We start from the raw sequence: 21,897 nt of genomic DNA on the forward strand, positions 1-21,897 counted from the left end.
GCGGCGTTGGGGTAGGTAAGAAAGCAAGGAGGTAACACAACATGCACGAAGAAGATCGCCGCATGTATGAGCTGGAGTATCCAGCCCCGGTGATTAGGGATGATTCCGGTGACGGACAAGGCCCCACCATGATTGTTGCCATGCACGGCTATGCAGACGCCGGCCAGGCCATCGAGGCTAGTGCGGACCATTTGAAGGCAGCTTTGGAAGGCCGCCAACTGGCCTCGTTTAACTCTGATGAGCTGATTGATTACCGCTCGCGCCGGCCAGCCGTCACCATCGATAAGGATCGGGCGCTAGAAATTGAATCGATGGATCTGGGTATCAAGGTCCTGCGCGATAATTCCGGCAAAACCTTCCTACTGCTGTCTGGCCCAGAGCCCGACATGCGCTGGGAGGCTTTTACCACTGCTGTGGTCAAGCTGGTGGAAAAGTTCAATATCAATGACACCATCATGCTCTATGCAGCACCTATGCCGGTTCCGCACACCCGCCCCACGGTGGTCACGGCGCATGGCACTTCCTCCCGTCTGACTGAGCATATGTTGTCGATGGATTCCACCATGATGGTCCCAGGCTCTGCTGCACTGTATCTGGAAAAAGCACTGGCGGATAAGCAGCGCACCGTAGCCGGATATACCGTCCACGTGCCGCATTATCTTGCGGCTTCGCCCTACCCGCAAGCCACGTTCCAGTTATTGGATTCGGTAGCTCGGGCCGCGCACCTCAATATTCCTTTGGGCAGCATCGAGGCTGATATTTCCCGCGTAGAAAACCAATTGGAAGAACAAGTTGGTGGCTCGGATGAGATAGAAAGCGTGGTTCAGCAACTCGAGCAGCAGTATGACGCCTATATGGAGCGCTACCGCAAGGAACACCCGCAGGCTATCATGCCCGGCGAGGAAGCTATGCCTACCGGCGAGGAAATCAGCGAGGAGTTCCAAGCCTTCTTGGCTTCTTTGGATAAGGAAGAAAGCCAGCAGATCATTAACTCTGACATAGATGACCGCGAAGATTCCGCCGATGGCGAGGGCTCTCAAGCCGATAACGGCAAGGATGATCCAGATTCCGCTCAGGGCGATGGCGACTTAGGTGACGATATCTAACTAACCCACCCTTATCACCGCTAAGGTGGTGGGGGTGAACTTATCTCAGCTGCTGCCAGATTTATCGGAAGTGCCCGAGTCCCTCGTAGATGAGGCAATCTGGGATACCTTTACCTCGTGGACCACCGGCCGGGGCATTAATTTGTATCCAGCGCAGGAGGAGGCCTCGCTGGGGATCTTGACCGGCGATAATGTCATCCTCGCTACCCCGACTGGCTCCGGAAAGTCCATGGTGGCCAATGCCGCACACTTTATCGCCTTGGCCCGTGGCCAGCGCAGTTTTTATACGGCGCCCATCAAGGCTCTAGTAAGTGAGAAGTTCTTTGCTCTCTGCGATATCTTTGGCGCGGAAAATGTGGGCATGATGACTGGTGACGCCACCGTCAACGGCAATGCCCCCATCATCGCCGCTACGGCTGAGATTGTGGCTAATATTGCGCTTCGCGATGGCGCCGAGGCCAATATCGACCAGGTGGTGATGGACGAGTTCCACTACTACTCCGAACCGGACCGCGGCTGGGCCTGGCAGGTGCCGCTGCTGGAATTGTCCAACGCGCAGTTCTTGCTTATGTCCGCCACCCTGGGCGATACCACATGGTTGGAAGAAGACCTTAGCCGTCGTACCGGCCGCGCTACCGACCTGGTTGCTGGTACCACGCGCCCCGTGCCGCTGGATTTTTCCTATGTCTTTAGTGCGGTACACGAGACCATCGAAGAGCTCTTGGCCGATAAGAAGGCACCCATCTACGTGGTGCACTTCTCGCAGCGTGAAGCGGCCGAGCGCGCCCAGGCGCTCACCTCGCTTTCGGGGATAATCACCAAAGAAGAAAAAGAGGCCATTGCCCAGGAAATCGGCGGCTTCCGTTTCACCACTGCCTTTGGCAAGGATCTATCTAAGTTGCTGCGCAAGGGTATTGGCATCCACCACGCGGGTATGCTGCCCAAGTACCGCCGCCTAGTAGAGCGTTTGGCACAAAAGGGCCTGCTCAAGGTTATCTGCGGCACCGATACCTTGGGCGTGGGCATTAACGTGCCTATCCGTACCGTACTCATGACGGGGCTGGCTAAGTTCGATGGACAGCGCCAGCGCATTTTGAAATCGCGCGAATTTCACCAGATTGCTGGGCGTGCCGGCCGCGCCGGCTATGACACCGAGGGCACCGTGGTGGTTGAGGCCCCCGAGCATGAAATCGAAAACGCTAAGGAACGCCGCCGCATCGGTGATGACCCCAAACGCTTGAAGAAGCTAAAGAAAAAGTCCGCTCGAGAGGGCGAGGTTTCGTGGTCCGAAAAGACCTTTGCGCGCCTTACTGAGGCTGAGCCTGAGCAGCTGACGTCTCAATTCCGCGTCTCTAACTCGATGCTGCTTAATGTATTGGCACGACATGGCAACGGCTATGAACACATGCGCCATCTGCTGCGGGACAACCACGATAATCGCAGCAAGCAGAATAAGGACATTCTCACAGCCCTCGACCTTTTCCGCGGGCTGGTGGATTCTGGCGTAGTGCAAAAATCCACCAAGGGCTTGGATATCTACGGCCGACCCTATCATTTGGTGCGAGAACTCCCCCGCGATTTCGCGCTTAACCAACCGCTGGGACCATTCGCCCTAGCCGCGCTCTCGCTGCTGGATCCGGAGGCGGACACTTATAACTTGGACGTTATTTCCGTATTCGAGTCCATCCTGGATGACCCGCGCCAGGTACTCATCGCCCAGCAGAAACAGCACCGTGGCGAAGAGATCGCCGCGCTGAAGGCGGACGGGGTGGACTACACCGACCGCATGAATATCGTGGAGGATATCACCTGGCCGAAGCCGCTCGAGGAGCTATTGGAGCAGGCCTACGACACTTTCGCTGAGACCAATGCGTGGGTCAAGGAGTTTGAGCTGCGACCCAAGTCCGTGGTGCGCGACATGCTCGAGAATGCAATGACCTTCTCGGATTTGGTCGCCACCTACGGCTTGGCCCGCTCCGAGGGCGTGATTTTGCGTTACTTGACCGATGCCTGGCGTACCCTCAAACAATCCATCCCCGATGAGTACAACACCCCGGAGCTCGAGGACATCGTCATCTGGCTGGGTGAACTTATCCGCCAGGTGGATTCCTCGCTTGTCGACGAATGGGCGCAGATGGCCGGCGAAGACTCCCCCATCGACCAAGACACAGTGGACCGCGAGCTGGCCTTTGGCGTGGAGGACCCCTCCGCGCTCACGGCCAATCGCCGCGCCTTTACCATCATGGTGCGCAATTACATGTTCCGCTTGGTGCAGCTCTTTGCTTTGGAAAAGGAAGACCGCTTGGCGGAGCTGCTTGATTATCTGGACGAGGTACCGGACTTCGGCGCTATCCTAGATGATTACTTCGATGAGTATGATGACATCGATTCCGGCCCCGAGGCCCGCGGCCCGGAGTTTTTCCGTCTAGGCGATACTGACTCGCGTGCGTGGTCCGTGCGCCAGATCATCAAGGACCCAGACGGCGACCACGCCTACCAGTTCGTCGCTACGGTAAATCTCGATGCCTCCGATGAGGCTGGCGAAGTCCGACTGTCGGACCTGCGCGTGGAGTACTAGCCAGCCAAAACGACAAAGCCGCCCTGGCTGCCTCGCCCCGAAGTAAGGGGACGTCGGCAAGCGCGAGGGCGGCTAAAGGCCGGCTATTTTAGCGTGCGGCCTCAATCTGGACAGCCTGTGCCACAGCCTGAACTACGGCAGCGACCTTGACGGCCTCCCAGACCTGTTCCTTGCTCAGTCCAGCCTCGTTGAGTTCCTGAGCGTGGGCGCCGAGGCAGTGCTCGCAACCATTGATGGCAGAAACTGCGGTATTCCACAGCTCGAAATTAGCCTTGTCTACGCCCGGCTTGGAGATGATGTTCATGCGCAGGCCAAACTTTACCTGTGCGTAGTCATCGCCCAACCAGCCCTTGGCGCGGTAAGCAACGTTATTCATCGCCATGACGGTGGCTGCGCCGTAGGCTGCCTCAATAGCCTCCTCGGAGAGGTGCTCTTTTGCTTCCTCAGCGATTTCTGCCAGCACGGTGTCATTGCGGGTTGCTGCGGCCGATGCCAGCAGGCAGCCCCACAGCTGCTCTTCGTCCAAGTCCTTGGAACGGGTCAGCGCACCGAGGTTGAGCTTCTGGTCCTTGGCGTACTCCGGCAGGGAAGACTTCAGATTATCAATAGACATAGCTTTTCTCCTTTGGGATTTTGATAGGAATTTGCTGTGCTGGATTTAAAAGGAAACCCCGCCACGAAAGCGGGGTAAACCTGCATCTCAGTGAGATTTAGAGCGCGGACTGAACGACGTCCATCTTGTTGATATTCTTGGTGGGGTCGTTCTTCTCCCAGTTGCAAGCGCAGACCTCTTCGGACTGCAGAGCGTCAAGCACGCGCAGAACCTCGTCTACATTGCGGCCGACAGCATCCGGGGTAACGGAGACGAACTGGATAACACCATCCGGGTCGATGATGAAGGTAGCGCGGTCAGCAACACCATCAGCGTTTTCTACGCCCAGTGCGCGGATGAGGTCGTGGCGCACGTCAGAGAACATCGGGAAAGGAACTTCCTTCAGCTCCGGGTGGGTTGCGCGCCAGTTGAAGTGAGCGAACTCGTTATCGGTGGAGCCGCCGAGGATCTGGGTATCGCGGTCCTGGAACTCCTCGTCCAGCTTGCCAAAGGCAGCGATCTCGGTCGGGCAGACGAAGGTGAAGTCCTTCGGGTAGAAGAAGACGACCTTCCACTTGCCCTCGTACTTGTCCAGGGATACCTGCTCGAAGTAGTCCTCCGGCTGGTTAGCGTTGACGTCGTGCAGATCGCCACCGGTCAGGGCAGTGAGGTTGAACTCTGGGAACTTCTCGCCGACGGTCAAAATAGGCATAGTCTTCAACTCCTTTAGCAAAGGCTTTTCCTCTAAGTTTCCTGCCGCTTGGCGTACAAGCAGCGGGGCCGGACCGTGTCCGGCCCAACACGATCAGTTATACCATCTTTTCGGCTCGCGTCAATAGCAAATCCTATAGGTAAGTGTTAGAGTGATAGGCATGCATAATAAAGAGTATCGCCCTACACTTGCTCAGCTGCGTACCTTCGTCACCGTTGCGGAAAACAAGCACTTTGGTACCGCAGCCGCCAAGCTCGAAATTTCCCAGCCCTCCCTCTCCCAGGGCCTCGTTGCCCTCGAGCAGGGCTTGGGCCTGCAGCTTATTGAGCGCTCCACCCGCAAGGTCATCGTCACCTCGGCTGGTGAGACCCTCCTCCCCTACGCCAAGGCAACGCTTGAAGCAGCCGATACCTTCCTCGCCCACGCTCGCGGCGCCAACGGCACCCTTGCCGGCCCACTAACGATCGGCGTTATCCCCACCATCGCCCCCTACATCCTCCCCGATCTGCTCTCCATGCTTGCCGAGGCCTACCCGGATCTCCAGCCGCGCTTCGTCGAGGAGCAAACCCAACACCTCATCACCCGCCTGCGCAACGGCAACCTGGACCTAGCCATCATGGCCCTTCCTTCCGAGGCCACCGGCATGGTCGATAGCCCGCTTTACACCGAGAAATTCTCCATTGTCTGCCCGCCCGATCACCCCATCGCCGGCCGTGAGGACGTCGAGCTTGCGGAACTCAAGGACCTGGATTTGCTGCTGCTTGACGACGGCCACTGCTTGCGCGACCAGGTAGTCGACCTTTGCCGCCACGCCAATATCAACCCGGCCGAGGCCACCAATTCGGTCACCCGCGCCTCCTCCCTGACCACCATCATGCAGCTGGTCATGGGCGGGCTGGGCTGCACCCTCGTCCCAGAATCCGCCCTGGCAACCGAATGCCACGGCAAGGATGTAGCCGTAGCCCACTTCGCCCCCGACGTCACAGCCGAACGCGAGGTCGGCCTCGTATTCCGTTCCTCCGCCGCCCGCGCCGAGGAATTCCGCGAATTCGGCACGCTCATCACCGCCGCCTATAACAAGGCGATTGAGCGCTCCCGGCAGTAATCGTTCACGGCAAGCCCCACGGGGGCGTCGCCAAGCACACCAAAGGCCACCGCCCCTAACTGGAACGGTGGCCTTTAACTGTGGTGCGCTACGCCTGCGGGAGAGTATTGCGCCCCGCGCACTGGCGGAACATGTGCGCCTGTGCCAAGAGCGTAACCGGATACGCCACGATAAGGCCGATGCCCAAAAGCAAGAAGCCGGCAACAATGATGAAAAAGTTCAAAATGGCAAGCAGCAACATCTGGCCATAGTTGTCCTTGCCTGCCTTAAAGCCATTCTTTACTGCTTCGCCAACGCCATCGCCGTCAGCCGCAAACCACTGCATCAGTGAGAAAAGTGGTTGAATAAAGAAACTAATCACCAAAAGTACGCCCATGATGCCCATGACGCTTAATACTGCCGCAACTGCTTCTTCCTCCGTGAGATTCTCGGCGTCACCAAGCAGCCCAGTGACGGTTCCACCTACTACAGAGAATACAATGAACATCGACACCGCCCCGATGACGAGCATGATGACCAGCGGCTGCCACCAACGCACGTTCTTAAACAGGTAGCCCCAACCGGTGCGAGAGTCATCAATCTGGAAAAGCGCCAGGCGCATAACTACCAGCGACAAAACAAGGCTTAGGACAGTCGAAATGAGTTGAGAGACCAAAGAGCCCGCGGTTGCCTGACCCGTTCCGGAGTCGCCCGCAGCATTGATGCCAGCTGCAATAACAACAAAAACAATGCCTAGCGCAAAAAGCGCTAGGGATCCCAAAATCCATAGCTTCCAATTGCTAAAGACGGTCCTAAACGCCCAAGAAACGGCGTCTACGGCAGAGACCTTGCCGGTATATGGGCGCTGGCCGGCTTGGTAGCCCACATAGCCCCGGGTGTTTTCTTCGTGGCTGCCGTCATAAGACGGAAGCTGGCCATAGTTGGGTCGGTCTTCGGGGTGATCTGTCGGTTCGTAGCGCGGAAAATCATCATTTCCGCCCGAATACGGGTTCGTCATAACCGGGGCTCCTCCTTAAGGAATGCCAATCAGTGCATGAATAAGTATTGCCACTTTAACAACTTTTTCCTCATTTCAGGCGGGCAGGTAAACTCTGTGCCTAGTCATGACTATGAATGAAACCCCTTCCCGCGACGAGCTTTTCGCCGCACTCGAAAATGTCACCTTGGCCGAAGCCCGCTCCTTCCGCCGCCGCCTGAAAAAGGCCCGTGCCCCGAAAGCGCTCCAAGAAATCGGCGCTGAAATCCACGCTGCGGCTGAGCGCGTCGCGCTTACCGACGCCGCCGTCCCCACCATCACCTACCCCGACGCCCTCCCCGTCACAGCCCGTAAGGACGACATTGCCGAGGCCATCCGGGATAACCAGGTAGTCATCATTGCCGGCGAGACCGGCTCCGGTAAGACCACACAGATCCCAAAAATCTGTCTTGATCTGGGCCGCGGCCGCCGCGGACTAATCGGACATACCCAGCCACGCCGCATTGCAGCACGCACCGTGGCCGAACGCATCGCCTCAGAACTGGACCAAAAGATTGGCGAATCCGTCGGCTACGCCATCCGCTTTGATGATCGCGTCTCTGAGACCACCGCGGTGAAACTCATGACCGATGGCATCCTACTCGCCGAGATGCAGCGTGACCGCTTCCTCAACAAGTACGACACCATCATCATCGATGAGGCCCACGAGCGCTCCCTCAACATCGACTTTTTATTGGGCTATCTCAAGCGTCTTTTGCCCAAGCGCCCCGATCTCAAGGTCATCATTACCTCCGCAACCATCGATCCGGAAAGCTTCGCTGCCCATTTTGCCGACGCCGACGGAAACCCTGCCCCCATTATCGAGGTCTCCGGCCGCACCTACCCGGTAGAAATCCGTTACCGGCCCCTCGAGTTCGAGGCCGGCGGAAAGGTGGTGGACCAAGACCCGCTCGACGGTTTGACCGAGGCAATCGAAGAGCTGATGCACGAAGGCGACGGCGATATCCTTTGCTTCTTCCCTGGCGAACGCGATATCCGCGATGCCATGGAGGCCATCGAAGGCAAGAAGTGGAAAAACGTCGAGGTCACTCCCCTCTTTGGCCGCTTATCTAATCAAGAACAGCATCGCGTTTTCAGCGAACACCGTGGCCGCCGCATCGTGCTGGCCACGAATATTGCAGAAACCTCGCTTACTGTGCCCGGCATCCGCTATGTGGTTGATACCGGCACTGCCCGTATCTCGCGCTATTCCACGCGCACCAAGGTCCAGCGCCTGCCTATTGAGCCCATCTCGCAGGCCTCCGCCAACCAGCGCTCCGGCCGCTGCGGCCGCGTCGCTGATGGCATCGCCATTCGCCTCTATAGCGAACAGGACTTTGAAAGCCGCTCCGAATTCACCGACCCAGAAATTCTGCGCACCAACCTCGCCAGCGTCATCTTGCAGATGGTATCGCTCAAGCTAGGCGACATCGAACAATTCCCGTTCATCCAACCGCCCGAGCACAAGGCCATCCGCGATGGCCTTAACCTCCTGCACGAGCTCGGCGCTCTCCACGACAAGCAGGATAAGCCCACGCTGACCGCTACTGGCCGCGACCTAGCGCGCATCCCGCTAGATCCGCGTATGGCACGCATGCTCATTGAGGCCAATACCAACGGATGCCTGGATGATGTCATGGTCATCGTCGCCGCCATGACCATCCAGGACGTTCGCGAACGCCCCCTTGATTTCCAGGCCCAGGCCGACCAAGCCCACGCCCGCTTCAAGGACAAGTCCTCGGATTTCTTGTCCATGCTTAAGCTCTGGGATTACATTAAACAAACCCGCAACGAGCAATCCGGCAATAAATTCCGCAAACGCATGAAGCAGGAGTTTCTCCATTACATGCGCATTCGCGAGTGGTTTGACCTGGTACGCCAGCTCAAGGACGTCGCCAAGCAGCTGGGCTGGACATACCAGGAAGGTACCGAGCGCCGCGCCGATGATATCCACATGTCACTCCTGTCAGGCTTGCTATCCAATATCGGCGCCCGCGATGGCAACTCCAAAGAATTCCAAGGCGCGCGCAACACCCGATTCCTGGTATTTCCTGGCTCCGCCTTGGCCAAAAAGCCGCCGGAGTTCCTCATGGCCGCCGAGCTGGTGGAAACTTCCCGCCTCTGGGCACGCGACGTCGCCACCATCGATCCCGCCTGGGTAGAAAAGCTGGGCGCAGACCTGCTCAAGCACAACTATTCCGAGCCCACCTGGTCCCGCAAACGCGCCGCCGCCATCGCTCACCAGAAGTCCACACTCTACGGTGTACCCATTGTGGCCGACCGCACCGTGCCCTACCACCGCGTCGATCCCACCGCCGCGCGCGATATGTTCATCCGCAACGCGCTCGTTGCCGGCGACTGGAATACCCACCACGCCTTCTTCAAAACCAATGCCCAAGCGCTTGACGACGCCGCCGCATACGAAGAAAAAGCCCGCCGCCGCGGCCTCATCGTAGACGAAGACACCCTCTTCGACTTTTATGACCAGCGCATCCCAGCAAATGTAACAACCGGCCGTCATTTCGACTCGTGGTGGAAAAAAGAACGCCGTCGCAACCCTGAATTGCTGGATTTTGATCCGACAAAGCTCATCGATGACTCCCACGAGGTCACCGAAGAATCCTTCCCCGACCACTGGAGAAAGGGTTCCATCGACTACGAACTAACCTATAAATTTGAACCCGGCGATCCACTCGATGGCGTTACCGTGATGGTACCCATCCCCATGCTCGCCGGCTTAGATACCGAAGGCTTCGATTGGCTCGTCCCTGGCCTGCGTCTCGAGCTCGTAACCGAACTCATCCGCAGCTTGCCCAAGGCCCTGCGCCGCACCGTTGTTCCCGCGCCCGAATTCGCTGAGCGCGCCATCGACCGCCTCGTCCCTTATGAAGGCACCATCACCCAGCAGCTTGCCGACGTCCTCCGTGAACTCGGCGGCCAAGGCATCAACGCCACCGATTTCCAGCCCAGCAAGCTACCGATGCACCTGCGGATGAACTACGGGGCCATCGACAAGCGCGGCAAGATCGTCGACTCCGACCGCGACCTCGCAGCGCTTATCCGCCGCCAGTCCGGGCATATCAAATCCTCTGTGTCCCGCGTCTCTCGCACCGCTGAGTCCACCGCTGTCAGCGAGTGGACCGAAGATACTCTAGGTGCCATCGATGACACGGTTACCACCAACGTCGACGGCCACGAAGTCACGGCTTACCCCGCCCTCGTCGCCACAAAGGACGGCGTTGAACTCAAGGTACATCCCACCAAGGCCGCAGCCGATGCCGCTATGGTTACCACCACCCTTACCCTGCTTATGCGCGACATTGCGGTCAATACTGCACAAATGGTCAAGGGCCTGCCGCTGCAACAACGCGTCGCCGTCGACTCCTATCCCCACGGCGGCGCCGATGGCCTGGTCAACGACGCCCGCGTCGCGGCCATACGCGACCTGATGCTAGAGGCCGGCGGACCCGTCCGCACTCCTTCCGCTTTCCAGAAGCTCAAAGACACCATCAAGCCCCAGGTTCCGGGCCGTGTGCGTCAAGCGGTGGTGGCTATCGCCCCAGGACTCGCCGAGTATTCCAACCTGCGAGCCGAACTCGCCCACTGGGACGGTGCGGCCATCGATGACATGCGCGAGCAATTGGAGTTCCTCCTACCCCGTAATGCCATCACAATCCATGGCATGTCCCACCTGCGTCATCTACCACGCTATATCCAAGCCACGCGCATTCGCTTGGAGGACATGAACCTTGACCCTGACCGCGACGCAGACCGCCAGGCCGAGGTAGATAACGCCAAGGCCTACCTCGCCAACCGGCTGCGCAGCCTACCACCTGGCCGCGAAAAGACGCGCGAAGTCAAGGACATTCGCTGGATGGTGGAGGAACTTCGCGTTTCACTATTCGCCCAACGCCTCGGCACCGCTCACGCAGTGTCACTCCGCCGCATCCAGAAGGCCGTTGACAAATTGCGCTAGAAATCCTCTCGGTCGCGCCTTCGCATGAGACGAATTTCAGATTCGAAATCATCAGCGCTTTCAAAGGACTTGTAGACCGAGGCAAAACGCAGATAGGCCACCTCATCAAGATCGCGAAGCGGTTCCAAGATGGCCAGGCCAATCTCATTCGCGTTGACCTGAGAGGAACCATGCCCGCGTACGGTTTCTTCCACTTCTTGCGCCAGTTTTTTCAGGGCATCGTCACCCACATCTCGCCCCTGACAGGCGCGCCGTACGCCGCGAATCAGTTTATCTCGACTAAAAGGTTCCGCGAGTCCGTTCCGCTTGACCACCAACAACACGGCCTTTTCGACCGTGGTAAAACGCCCCTTACACGAAGCACACTCACGCCGGCGCCGAATCGACGCTCCAGCATCGACGACGCGGGAGTCAATGACACGGGATTGCTCATTATGGCAGAAGGGGCAATACACAGAGGTCCTTTCACTGACGTTGTTACCCCAGTAGTTTACTCGCCCAGCAGTCCGCCCAACCACCGAGCATAAGGCCACCGCCTCACTAATGCACTACAGCAGCCTCGACCTGTTGAATGTCTGAGGTCGGCGGTTGCGGTGCACTACTTCCTTCCGCCCCTCCCAATCCGCCTAGGAGCGTGCCCAAAAAGACCGCGATTCCAAACACGCCACCTAAAACGTAGTTACCTGTGTTCGACTTCACCGCGCTACGTTGAGCTCTCTGTGAAAGACCGTCGCCCCCGCCAGATTTCACTCGATTCGAACGATATGTCGTTCGATCTTCCACGCGGAGAGTTCGAACATACCGCGAATCACCGCTCCCTCGCGCCGCGCGAGAGGCATATCGATCCACGTCCCATACAGATGCGGGAGAAACCACTAGAGCGTCTGCAGAATTACGCTTTGCCAGGTCATTTCGAGAATTAATAAGTAGAGACATGTTTTTCCTTTCGACGACCGAACTCACCATAGGCATCCCACTGGACACTTAATTTGAAACAGTCGCCATAATGTTCGATTTAGTTGGTACGTTCGATTTATAGCACCGCTTCGAATACTTGTCCACCCGTGGACACAAATCTCGAACATCTGTACTTTTCGTGCTACAAATGACTTGTGGCACTCTAAATCCGCCCACTAATAGACCGACAACGAAGTCACCCGACCCTACGTAGGAGCCAGCAATGGGCCGCAAGCCAAAAAAGTCCGCCGAGAAGACCGATTACGCATCCCTATCCGACCGCCAACGACGAATCCTCAATGTCATTAGTGACGCCGTCATGCTGCGTGGCTACCCACCAAGCATTCGCGAAATCGGCGATGCAGCTGGCCTGCAGTCCACATCCTCAGTTGCCTATCAGCTGAAGCAATTGGAAGAAAAGGGATTTCTCCGGCGCGACCCAAATAAGCCGCGTGCCGTAGATGTTCGACATCTCAACACAGACGAAGGCACCAAGAAGCCTGGCCGCAAGCCCGCTAAGCCCGAACAGCAGGTTCCCGAGGACGCAGGCGCTGTGTCTTATATTCCTGTGGTCGGTCGCATCGCTGCGGGAGCACCCATTACCGCTGAGGAAAACGTCGACACGTACTTCCCCATGCCTGACGAGGTTGTCGGCAGCGGCGACCTATATATGCTGCAGGTAGTCGGCGATTCAATGAAGGATGCAGGGATTCTCGACGGTGACTGGGTGATTATTCGCTCCCAGTCCGTTGCTGAGGAAGGCGAGTTTGTCGCAGCGCTGCTGGACGGTTCTGAGGCCACGGTTAAGGAATTCCACCGCGACTCGTCGGGCGTATGGCTACTTCCCCACAACGATGCTTACTCGCCCATTAATGGCGATGATGCAGAAATTATGGGCAAGGTTGTATCCGTGTTCCGCAAACTTTAAACACTCACCCAGCATCACTCCGCCCCGCAACGGCCGCCCCAGGCCGTGCGGGGCTTATTTGTGCGCATTTCTCATTAATATAGCTTCTCCGCCAGCCACCCCCATTTTGGCGCCATTTTGGACCCAGACAGCAAAGGAGAAGAAAATCCCACTTTCCCAATTTTTGCCCTGACCAGTTATTTTCGCACTTCGTAGCGCGGTGATAGCTGTGCAAATTTTTGCTTTAGTCCGGTTATTCCCGATTTTTGAGACAATGGACTAAGAAAAACAACATCGCGGGACTTTCCTATCCACAGAATCCGGGAATTTTTACCCCCGCTACTCCCCGCGGTGTGCTTAAGTCCAAGGAGGAATAATGTACGCAGAAGAGCGGCGCCGCCAGATAGCGTCTCTCACCGCCGTTGAAGGTCGCGTCAACGTCACTGAGCTATCCGAGCGCTTCGAAGTCACGGCCGAAACCATTCGACGCGATCTAGCGGTGCTGGATCGAGAGGGCGTCGTCCATCGCGTGCATGGCGGCGCAGTAGCATCCCAGTCCTTTCAAACTGCGGAACTTACCCTAGACACTCGGCAGCGTTCCGCCTCCGGCGCGAAAGCCGCCATCGCCCGAGCTGCGCTGGATTTTCTACCCCACGGCGGCGGCAGCATTTTCCTCGACGCGGGCACTACGATTAATGCATTTGCTGAGCTGATAGGACAGCAATACCCCCAAGGCCAGTTCAACATCGTCTCCAATAGTCTGCCCATCGCCTTGTCCTTAGCAGGCAGCGGAGTACCGGACGTCCAGCTGCTTGGCGGCACGGTTCGCGCGATCACCCAAGCTGTCGTCGGCGACACCGCCCTGCGCACGCTAGCGCTCATGCGCGCCGACGTCGCCTTCATCGGAACCAATGCCCTGACCCTGGATCACGGACTTTCCACGGCCGATCCCCAAGAAGCAGCCATCAAGTCTGCCTTCGTCACCAACGCCCACAAGGTCGTAGTGATGTGCGATTCCAGCAAGCTGGGCAATGACTACTTGGTAAGCTTCGCCCCCGCCGCTGATATCGATGTCGTCATTACTGACGCCGCAGCCCCCGATTCCTTCGTGGAGGCGCTGCGCGAGCACGAAATTGAAGTCGTGCTCGCCAGCGAATAATCCCCGCTCCTTTGCCCCAAGCTAGGCGAAGGACGCCATGGTTTCTACCACTGCAGTACGGGCAGCGTCAGGGCTTTCCGCATCCAATGCCACCTCAGCGAGCTGTTGACACTGTTCCAAGGTAACGTCTGCCAACTGTGCGCCTACGCCTGCTACTGCAGTAGACGCTGCGGACAGCGAATTCACGCCCAAGCCCGTAAGCACGCAGGCCAGCATGGGGTCGGCGGCTGCTTCTCCGCATACGCCTACCGCAACGTTATTGGCCTGGCCCACAATGCAGGTGTGCTGGATAAGTCGCAGCACGGCCGGCTGCCACGGGTCGGTCAGGTAGGCCAACTGCGGGGACAGACGGTCTGCAGCCATCGTGTACTGAGTCAGGTCATTGGTGCCGATGGATACGAAGTCGAGGTGCGGCATGATTTTGTCCGCCATCAGCGCTGCGGCGGGAACCTCAATCATGGCGCCAGCAGTCAGGCCGCGTTCACGACACAAGTTGGCAAACCACTGAGCTTCGGTAGAAGTGGCAACCATGGGAGCCATCACCCACGTAGAGGCTTTATCATCACGGGCTTCGGCAGCCTGCGCAATTGCATCAAGCTGGCGGGTCAGCAAAGCTTCATTGTCGCGCGCGATACGCAGACCGCGAACGCCCAATGCCGGGTTTTCCTCAGAGCTTAGCGTGGCATAAGAAATTGGCTTATCGGAGCCTGCGTCCAATGTGCGCACAACTACCTTGGATTCGGGGAAGGCCTTGAAAACCTTTCCGTAGATCTTTGCTTGTTCCTCCACGCTGGGCTCTTCGCTGGCCGAAAGGAAGGACAACTCCGTGCGATACAGGCCGATGCCTTCTGCCTGAGACTCCGAAGCGATGCGGGCGGCATTGCCATCAGCAACATTTGCCAGCAGCTGCACGCTGTGACCGTCCTTGGTCTTAGCTGGTCCGCGCCACTGAGCAACGCGTGCTGCACGCTCACGGTATTCAGCAACGGCCTTGGTGGAGGTCTCCGCATCAGCACCACAAGTCACGGTTCCTACTGCGCCATCGACAAATACCAGCGTGCCGCTTTCAATGTCGCCAAGCGAAGCGCCCACCGCCACGATGCACGGAATGTCCAATTGGCGCGCGATGATGGCCGTATGGCTAGTGGGGCCACCGAGCTCCGTAACAAGGGCTTTAATGTGTTTGGTATCTAGCGTTGCGGTATCGGCCGGGGCCAAATCATCTGCAAACAAGACGGCCTCGCCATCTACCAAAGGGAGGCCTGGCTCATCCTCACCACGTAGCTCAGCGATGACGCGGTCGCGTACGTCCTTCAAGTCGGTCGTGCGCTCGGCCATCACGCCACCAGCGGCTTCGAACATGGTGACAAACTTGTCAGTCGCGCCAACAGTGGCAAATTCCGCATTCCTACCGGTGCGGATATTCTTGCGCACTGTTTTGTGCCAGCCACGGTCCTTGACCATACCGGCGGTTGCAGTGAGAACCTCGGCCGCTTGGCCCTCTGCGGATGCCGCGCGCTTCTCCAATCGATTAGCAACCGTATCTACGGCCGCAAGAAAGCGGTTGTACTCGGATTCACTCGCTTGCTCTGGGTCAATGCTTCCCTCGGTAGGCAGGGCCGGGCGAGGGCGGACCCACACGGCTTCGGCGTAGGCGACCCCGGCAACGACACCGGTGCCTTTGATTGTGGACTGAGACGCGTTTTCCATGAGCATACTTCCTTCGAAGATAGCGGTTATTGACTTCCAGAACACCACAAAACGGATAGAAAAGCAATGTATACCACAGTTTTCTGTTGACTTTCGGACACATTCGGACAAGAATCAACATTAAGGGCGGGCCATTCCCAAAGGTTCTCTCCAGCGGCGTTCGGCCCCAATATATAACCTGCGAAAGGGACAACTTGATTCTCACGCTGACCCCCAATCCCAGTATCGACGCCACCCTCGTACTCAGCGGGCCTTTAACTTCCGGTGGTGTCCACCGTGCCAGCGAGGTCACACAGGTTGCAGGCGGCAAGGGCGTAAACGTCACCCATGCCGTGCACCTAGCCGGCGAGCAAACCCTGGCACTTTTTCCGTCCCACGACTCCGATTCCTTCCTGAATCTCATCCACGCGGCCGGATTGCCTTCTTCGGCTACTGCTATGGATGGCTCCATTCGCGTCAACACCACCATCACCGAGCCCGACGGCACCACCACCAAGGTCAACGGCCCAGGCCCCGTGCTTTCCGACGCCGATGCCCAAGCCATTACCTCCACCCTCACCGCCCGCGCCCTCACGGCCGACTGGGTGGTGCTGGCAGGTTCCTTACCGCGCGGCGTGGACACCGATTGGTATTGCGAGCTCATCTCCGCTGTCCGTGCGGCCGCACCACAGGCCCGCATCGCGGTAGATACCTCCGATGCTCCGATGCTGGCCATCGGGAAAAATCTCGAGTCTTCGGCACCCGATCTTATAAAGCCCAATGGTCTAGAGCTCGGCCAACTCACCGGCACCGACGGCCGCGAGCTGGAAGCACAAGCTGCACGCGGTGACTATTCGGGAGTGGTTAGCGCGGCACGCGACGTCGTCAAGCGAGGCATCGCAGAAGTGCTCGTCACCCTCGGTGGCGCCGGTGCCGTACTGGTTACGGCTGAAGGAGCATGGGCTGCCACTCCCCCTCCAGCCACCGTGAAATCCACCGTAGGTGCTGGAGACGCAGCGCTCGCCGGATACCTTCTCGGCCGCACCGCTGGTAAATCTCCGGCCGCAAGCCTTGCCCGATCCGTGGCCTACGGGACCGCGGCTGCATCCAAGCAAGGCACGCAATTTCCTCGTCCTGAAGAAATAGATATCGCTAATACCACCGTTAACTCGCTGGCCTAAGGAGCGCCCCAAAATGGCTTCCGAACTCATTACTACGGAACTTGTCGCCCTTGACGCCGACTTTGGCGACAGTGTTGACTCCGTCATTACCAACCTAGCCACGCTAGTCCACGACACCGGCCGAGCCACCGACGTCGCCGGATTGTCCCAACCCGCCATCGACCGCGAGACTAAAGCCGGCACCGGCGTACCCGGCGGTGTTGCCATCCCGCACTGCCGTTCCGAGGCTGTCACCGAACCAACCCTCGCATTCGCCCGCCTAGGCCGCGGTGTAGATTTCTCCGGCCCTGATGGAGACGCCCAGTTGGTCTTCCTCATCGCCGCTCCGGCCGGTGGCGGCAAGGCTCACCTAAAGATTTTGTCCAAGCTAGCCCGCGCCCTTGTCCGAAAAGACTTCCTCGAGGCACTGCGCAGCGCCCCCACCAAGGAAGAAATCGTTCGCCTTGTCTTGGATGTAGTCAACGCAGAAAAGCCAAAGAAGAAACCGGCCACCGAGTCGGCTGCCCCCGCCGCTGGTGCCGCCGGTACAGGCTCCTCCTCCGCCTCCAACGGCTCGTCCTCGGCCGCGACCCCAACTACCGCGGATTCTTCGGACAACGTCACCCGCATCGTGGCCATCACCGCCTGCCCTACCGGCATCGCCCACACCTACATGGCGGCCGACGCCCTCACACAGACCGCGGCCGAACGCGATGACGTAGCGCTGACCGTAGAAACGCAAGGTTCGTCGAATAATGAGTCCGTCTCCCAAGCCGCCATCGATGCGGCCGATGCGGTCATCTTCGCCACGGACGTTGGCGTACGCGACCGGGAGCGATTCGCTGGCAAGCCGGTAATTGAGTCTGGTGTCAAGCGCGCTATCAACGAGCCTGGCACCATGCTCGACGAGGCCGTCGCCGCCGCCCGAAACCCCCACGCGCACAAGGTATCCGGCACCGCTACCCGGGCCGATGCAGAAGAAGAGGGAAAGTCTCTCGGTTGGGGCAAGCGCATCCAGCAGGCCATCATGACCGGCGTATCCTATATGGTTCCATTCGTCGCGGCCGGTGGTCTTCTGCTTGCCCTTGGCTTCCTTTTTGGCGGCGCCGATATGGCAAACGGTTGGCAGGCATTGTCAACGGACTTTTCACTAGGCAATCTTCCTGGTCATGACGTAACCGTGGACGGCGAACTTATGCATTTCGAGCGCTCCGGGTTCTTGCTGTATCTCGGTGCTGTTCTTTTCGCCATTGGCCAAGCAGCGATGGGCTTTATCGTTGCTGCTCTTTCCGGTTATATCGCTTACGCGCTCGCCGGCCGTCCAGGCATCGCCCCAGGCTTCGCGGGCGGCGCGATCGCGGTTACCCTAGGTGCTGGTTTTATCGGTGGCCTGGTAACTGGTCTTCTGGCGGGCTTCGTCGCTTTGTGGATTGGCAATTGGAAGGTACCACGCTGGCTGGGCTCGCTTATGCCAGTTGTCATCATCCCACTACTGACCTCGCTCGTCGTCGGCCTTGCGATGTACCTACTGCTGGGCGCACCGCTGGCAGCCATCATGGATGGCCTGCAGAATTGGCTTTCGTCGATGTCCGGTTCCTCGGCCGTGCTCCTAGGAATCATCCTCGGCTTGATGATGTGCTTTGATTTGGGCGGCCCTGTCAATAAGGCGGCTTATCTCTTCGCTACGGCCGGACTTTCTACCGGCGACGAGTCCTCCATGCAGATCATGGCCGCGGTTATGGCCTCCGGCATGGTTGCACCGATTGCGCTCTCCCTGGCCACGTTCATCCGCAAGTCGCTGTTTACTCCGGCCGAGCAGGAAAACGGCAAGTCCGCTTGGTTGCTGGGCCTGTCCTTCGTCTCGGAGGGTGCCATCCCGTTCGCCGCGGCCGACCCCTTCCGCGTTATCCCTTCGATGATGGCCGGCGGCGCGGTGACAGGCGCGGTTTCGATGGCCTTGTCGGTCGGCTCCCGAGCTCCACACGGCGGTGTGTTCGTCCTCTTCGCCATCGACCCGTTCTGGGGCTATCTCGTCGCTATCGCGGCCGGTGTGGTTGTCTCGACCGCAGCGGTGCTGGCAATGAAGCAGTTCTGGCCTAATAAAGCCGTCGAAGAAGCTGCTCAGAACGTGGCGGCATAAACCAAACACTCGTACACTGGATTGCAACAATCCCCATAAGAAAGGATCTTTTCCATGGCTTCCAAGACTGTAAAGGTAGGTTCCTCTGTAGGCCTACACGCACGTCCCGCCTCCATTATCGCGGACGCAGCTGGCGAGTTCGACGAAGACATCTTCCTCAACCTCGTTGGCGATGACGATGAAGATGAGACCGATGCGGCCTCTTCTTTGATGATTATGGCTCTTGGCGCAGAACAGGGCGATGAGGTTACTGTTACTTCCGACAACGAAGAAGCGGTAGAAAAGATTGCTGCCCTCATCGAAAAGGACCTAGACGCTTCCTAAGCCCTAAAACGGTTCGCTTTAAAGCTCCCCGCCTGTGTGGTGGGGAGCTTTTCGCTTGCCGACGCCACCTATCCCCACGGTGGCACCCAGCTCACCTGCCCGTTCACCCGGGCCAGCCGTCCTCGGCGAGGCGGGGCATTGGGGCCATCGTCATTGACTCCATTATGGTAGGGACAACAAGTCGCGAGGTTCGCAGCGTTAGTCTCTCCGCCGTGCTTCCACGCCTTCAGGTGGTGGACTTGGCATTCATCCGCGGGAAAATTACAGCTCTCCCACGGGCACACCGGGTTTAGCGCAGCCGCCATCAGCCGCTGCTTGTCGTTGGCTAGCCGCGAGGTTCGATAGAGGTTTACCGGCCCCTCGTGCGGGTGAACGAGTGTGACATAGCCGTGATCGCTTAGTGTCCGCGCCACGAGCTCCGCTCCCGTCATTTGAGCGCCATTGGTCAACTGCAGGGTAATTTCTTCGCCCCCACCGTCGACTATTCGGTCGAGCTCATCGAGGGTGAGCACTACCTGCGTCGCTACCGTGGTGCGTGCCGCATTCGCTTTCCCGAAAAAGAGGTCTTTGGCAGATTCCAGCGGCTTATTGGCATCCAATGCGGCGTGCATATCTGCTACATCGGCTGAATCCCCAGTAATGGTCAGCGACCACGGGCCGCCGGAACGACGGGTAATGCGCACGCCTTTTTCCGGTGTGCGGCGCGGGCGCAGCTCGCGGACCAAGGCCCGAGCACGCTTTTCTAGTGCTGTAGCACTGCCACGAAAGGCACACAGTTCGCAGCGTAGGGTCCAGGCATCTCGCTGCGTCGGCAAGCGCAGGGCGTATTTTTAAATGAGCAGCAGCACGTCGAGGGAATGAGTAGTCTGTCGCGCTGCTCGCTGTTTGGCAGAAAAGCCGCACTTGCCAAAGTAAGTATCGCACAGTCGTAGCAGGTCACGCGCGGCAATGTCGGAAGCACCTTGCGCGATGAGCTCGCGATCACTGAGCCCTTGAGCGGCGGCGACGATGTCCATTCCGGCGCTCATGGCGTCTAAGTATGCGTCCAATGCGGTCATGCCGCTGAGTTAAACAGCCTGCGCAAGCCCACGCGAGCCAGGTACAAGAGCGGTGTGGATAACCCGCGTTGCCCCGTCAACAAAATAGCCCGCCGCGGGCGCGCGGCGGGCAATTATCCACAGCAGAAAAATTAGTACTTGGCGGCGTAGCCTTCGCCGACGGAAGCGTATAGCTTCTTCATGATCGGATAGGCGACGATAATGCCCACTGAACCCCACGCGATGCCTTCCAGGGAAACCCCACCAACGCTGAGAGTCAGGTTGCCGATGCCCGCGATGAGCGCCACTGCGGCCGCGGTCAGGTTAACCGGGTTATTGAAATTGACCTTATTGTCCATCCAAATGCGCACACCCAACATGCCGATGAGCCCGTAAAGGACGATGCAGGCCCCACCGAGAACGCCGGTAGGAATGGTGAAAATCAGCGCGCCAAACTTCGGCACGAAAGCCAGAAGGATGGCGGTAAAGGCTGCTACCCAGTACGCGGCGGTGGAATAGACGCGGGTAGCGGCCATCACGCCAATATTTTCAGCATAGGTCGTGGTGCCAGAGCCGCCGAAGCCGCCAGCGAGGGTGGATGCGAGGCCATCGGCGATAAGAGCGTCACCGGCCAAGTCATCCAAGTCGCGCTTGGTCATCTCGGAAACGGCCTTGACATGGCCGACGTTTTCCGCGATGAGGACCACCAGCACGGGAAGCGCGACGGCAATGGCGGAGACGTTGAAGGAAGGTGCGTGGAATTGCGGCAGGCCCACCCACGGGGCGGCATCAATGGCCGCGACGGCGTCATCGCCGAGGTTGCCGGTGAGAGCGGCGAAAATCCAGCCCACGACCACGCCGAGGAGAATGGACAGGCGCGAAACCATGCCGCGGCCGGCGACGGTGGCCAGCAGAATTACCAGCAGCGTCACCGCCGCCACGAGCGGCTGGGAGGCGAAGTTCTCGGCCGAATTCGGCGCCAAATTCAGGCCGATAAGTGCCACAATCGCACCGGTCACGGCCGGCGGCATGACGGCGTCCAACACGCGGCGGCCGGCGAACTTTACGGCGACGCCCACCGCGGCAAGGACAAGGCCAGTAACCAAAATGGAGCCGGCCTGCGCGGCGATACCGTACTGCTGCGAAGCAGAAAGCGGGGCGATGAACGCGAAGGAGGAACCGAGGTAGGACGGCAATCGGTTGCGGGTAATAAGTAGGAACAAAATGGTTCCCAGGCCGGAGAAAAGTAGCGTCGTGTTGACTGGGAATCCGGTCAGGGTGGGAACTAGCAGCGTGGCGCCGAACATGGCCACCACGTGCTGCATACCGATGCCGATGGTGCGGCCCCAGCTGAGTCGTTCTTCCGGCGCCACCACCGCGCCTGGGGCAATCTTTTTACCGTCTCCGTGGACGGTCCAACCTTTTAAGCTCACGAGCCTT

Annotated in this window: 15 protein-coding genes and 1 pseudogene; 9 read left to right on the plus strand and 7 right to left on the minus strand. The window is 58.7% G+C overall.

The annotated features are described in order from the left end of the window. Positions 1-41: 41 nt before the first annotated feature. Positions 42-1,106: a proteasome assembly chaperone family protein gene (locus MHK05_RS00710; protein WP_239204151.1), complete on the plus strand. Its 1,065-nt coding sequence runs from the start codon at positions 42-44 to the stop codon at positions 1,104-1,106. A 34-nt stretch (positions 1,107-1,140) separates the two neighbouring features. Then, positions 1,141-3,684, plus strand: coding sequence for a DEAD/DEAH box helicase (locus tag MHK05_RS00715; protein ID WP_239204153.1), 2,544 nt, complete (start codon positions 1,141-1,143; stop codon positions 3,682-3,684). 88 nt (positions 3,685-3,772) lie between these two features. Here MHK05_RS00715 and ahpD read toward each other — a convergent pair whose 3' ends face one another. Both ahpD and MHK05_RS00725 read right to left on the minus strand, forming a co-directional pair. Further along, positions 3,773-4,297: an alkylhydroperoxidase, AhpD family gene (gene ahpD / locus MHK05_RS00720; protein WP_239204155.1), complete on the minus strand. Its 525-nt coding sequence runs from the start codon at positions 4,295-4,297 to the stop codon at positions 3,773-3,775. A gap of 97 nt (positions 4,298-4,394) precedes the next feature. Then, positions 4,395-4,988 carry a peroxiredoxin gene (locus MHK05_RS00725; RefSeq protein ID WP_023021385.1) on the minus strand — a complete coding sequence of 198 codons (594 nt, stop codon included), beginning with the start codon at positions 4,986-4,988 and terminating at the stop codon, positions 4,395-4,397. Between the two features lie 160 nt (positions 4,989-5,148). On the opposite strand from MHK05_RS00725, the gene MHK05_RS00730 reads away from it, so the two are divergent. Continuing rightward, positions 5,149-6,093, plus strand: coding sequence for a hydrogen peroxide-inducible genes activator (locus MHK05_RS00730; protein ID WP_200288966.1), 945 nt, complete (start codon positions 5,149-5,151; stop codon positions 6,091-6,093). A gap of 88 nt (positions 6,094-6,181) precedes the next feature. Here the strand turns inward: MHK05_RS00730 and MHK05_RS00735 are convergent, their stop codons facing one another. After that, positions 6,182-7,090 carry a hypothetical protein gene (locus tag MHK05_RS00735; RefSeq protein ID WP_239204157.1) on the minus strand — a complete coding sequence of 303 codons (909 nt, stop codon included), beginning with the start codon at positions 7,088-7,090 and terminating at the stop codon, positions 6,182-6,184. Positions 7,091-7,196: 106 nt separating this feature from the next. On the opposite strand from MHK05_RS00735, the gene hrpA reads away from it, so the two are divergent. Next, positions 7,197-11,084 (plus strand): ATP-dependent RNA helicase HrpA, encoded by a 3,888-nt coding sequence (gene hrpA / locus MHK05_RS00740; RefSeq protein ID WP_239204159.1) that lies wholly within the window; start codon positions 7,197-7,199, stop codon positions 11,082-11,084. Here the strand turns inward: hrpA and nrdR are convergent. After that, positions 11,081-11,539: a transcriptional regulator NrdR gene (gene nrdR / locus MHK05_RS00745; RefSeq protein ID WP_049361220.1), complete on the minus strand. Its 459-nt coding sequence runs from the start codon at positions 11,537-11,539 to the stop codon at positions 11,081-11,083. The genes hrpA and nrdR overlap by 4 nt on opposite strands. Positions 11,540-12,264: 725 nt before the next feature. Between nrdR and lexA the strand changes: the two genes are divergently transcribed. Next, positions 12,265-12,969 carry a transcriptional repressor LexA gene (gene lexA, locus MHK05_RS00750; protein ID WP_023021380.1) on the plus strand — a complete coding sequence of 235 codons (705 nt, stop codon included), beginning with the start codon at positions 12,265-12,267 and terminating at the stop codon, positions 12,967-12,969. A 355-nt stretch (positions 12,970-13,324) separates the two neighbouring features. Next, complete coding sequence (gene sugR, locus MHK05_RS00755; protein ID WP_023021379.1) at positions 13,325-14,107, plus strand: transcriptional regulator SugR; 783 nt, start codon at positions 13,325-13,327, stop codon at positions 14,105-14,107. A gap of 21 nt (positions 14,108-14,128) precedes the next feature. Here sugR and ptsP read toward each other — a convergent pair whose 3' ends face one another. Beyond that, on the minus strand, positions 14,129-15,817 hold the full coding sequence (gene ptsP / locus MHK05_RS00760; protein WP_239204161.1) for a phosphoenolpyruvate--protein phosphotransferase: 1,689 nt from the start codon (positions 15,815-15,817) through the stop codon (positions 14,129-14,131). Positions 15,818-16,011: 194 nt separating this feature from the next. Between ptsP and MHK05_RS00765 the strand changes: the two genes are divergently transcribed. The 3 genes from MHK05_RS00765 to MHK05_RS00775 are packed head-to-tail and all read left to right on the plus strand — an operon-like array spanning position 16,012 to position 19,420. Continuing rightward, the gene (locus MHK05_RS00765) at positions 16,012-16,977 is read left to right on the plus strand and encodes a 1-phosphofructokinase family hexose kinase (protein WP_239204163.1); all 966 of its coding nucleotides are present in this window, start codon (positions 16,012-16,014) and stop codon (positions 16,975-16,977) included. A 13-nt stretch (positions 16,978-16,990) separates the two neighbouring features. Further along, complete coding sequence (locus MHK05_RS00770) at positions 16,991-19,096, plus strand: PTS fructose transporter subunit IIABC (protein ID WP_239204165.1); 2,106 nt, start codon at positions 16,991-16,993, stop codon at positions 19,094-19,096. Between the two features lie 54 nt (positions 19,097-19,150). Beyond that, positions 19,151-19,420: an HPr family phosphocarrier protein gene (locus MHK05_RS00775; protein ID WP_023021375.1), complete on the plus strand. Its 270-nt coding sequence runs from the start codon at positions 19,151-19,153 to the stop codon at positions 19,418-19,420. Between the two features lie 68 nt (positions 19,421-19,488). Here the strand turns inward: MHK05_RS00775 and MHK05_RS00780 are convergent. Together MHK05_RS00780 and MHK05_RS00785 are read right to left on the minus strand one after the other, a co-directional pair. Then, positions 19,489-20,478 (minus strand): annotated as a pseudogene (locus MHK05_RS00780) (HNH endonuclease signature motif containing protein). A gap of 131 nt (positions 20,479-20,609) precedes the next feature. Continuing rightward, positions 20,610-21,890 (minus strand): uracil-xanthine permease family protein, encoded by a 1,281-nt coding sequence (locus MHK05_RS00785; protein WP_239204167.1) that lies wholly within the window; start codon positions 21,888-21,890, stop codon positions 20,610-20,612. Between the last annotated feature and the right edge of the window lie 7 nt (positions 21,891-21,897).

This window comes from Corynebacterium nasorum, assembly GCF_022347325.1.
Classification (GTDB): Bacteria; Actinomycetota; Actinomycetes; order Mycobacteriales; family Mycobacteriaceae; genus Corynebacterium; species Corynebacterium kefirresidentii.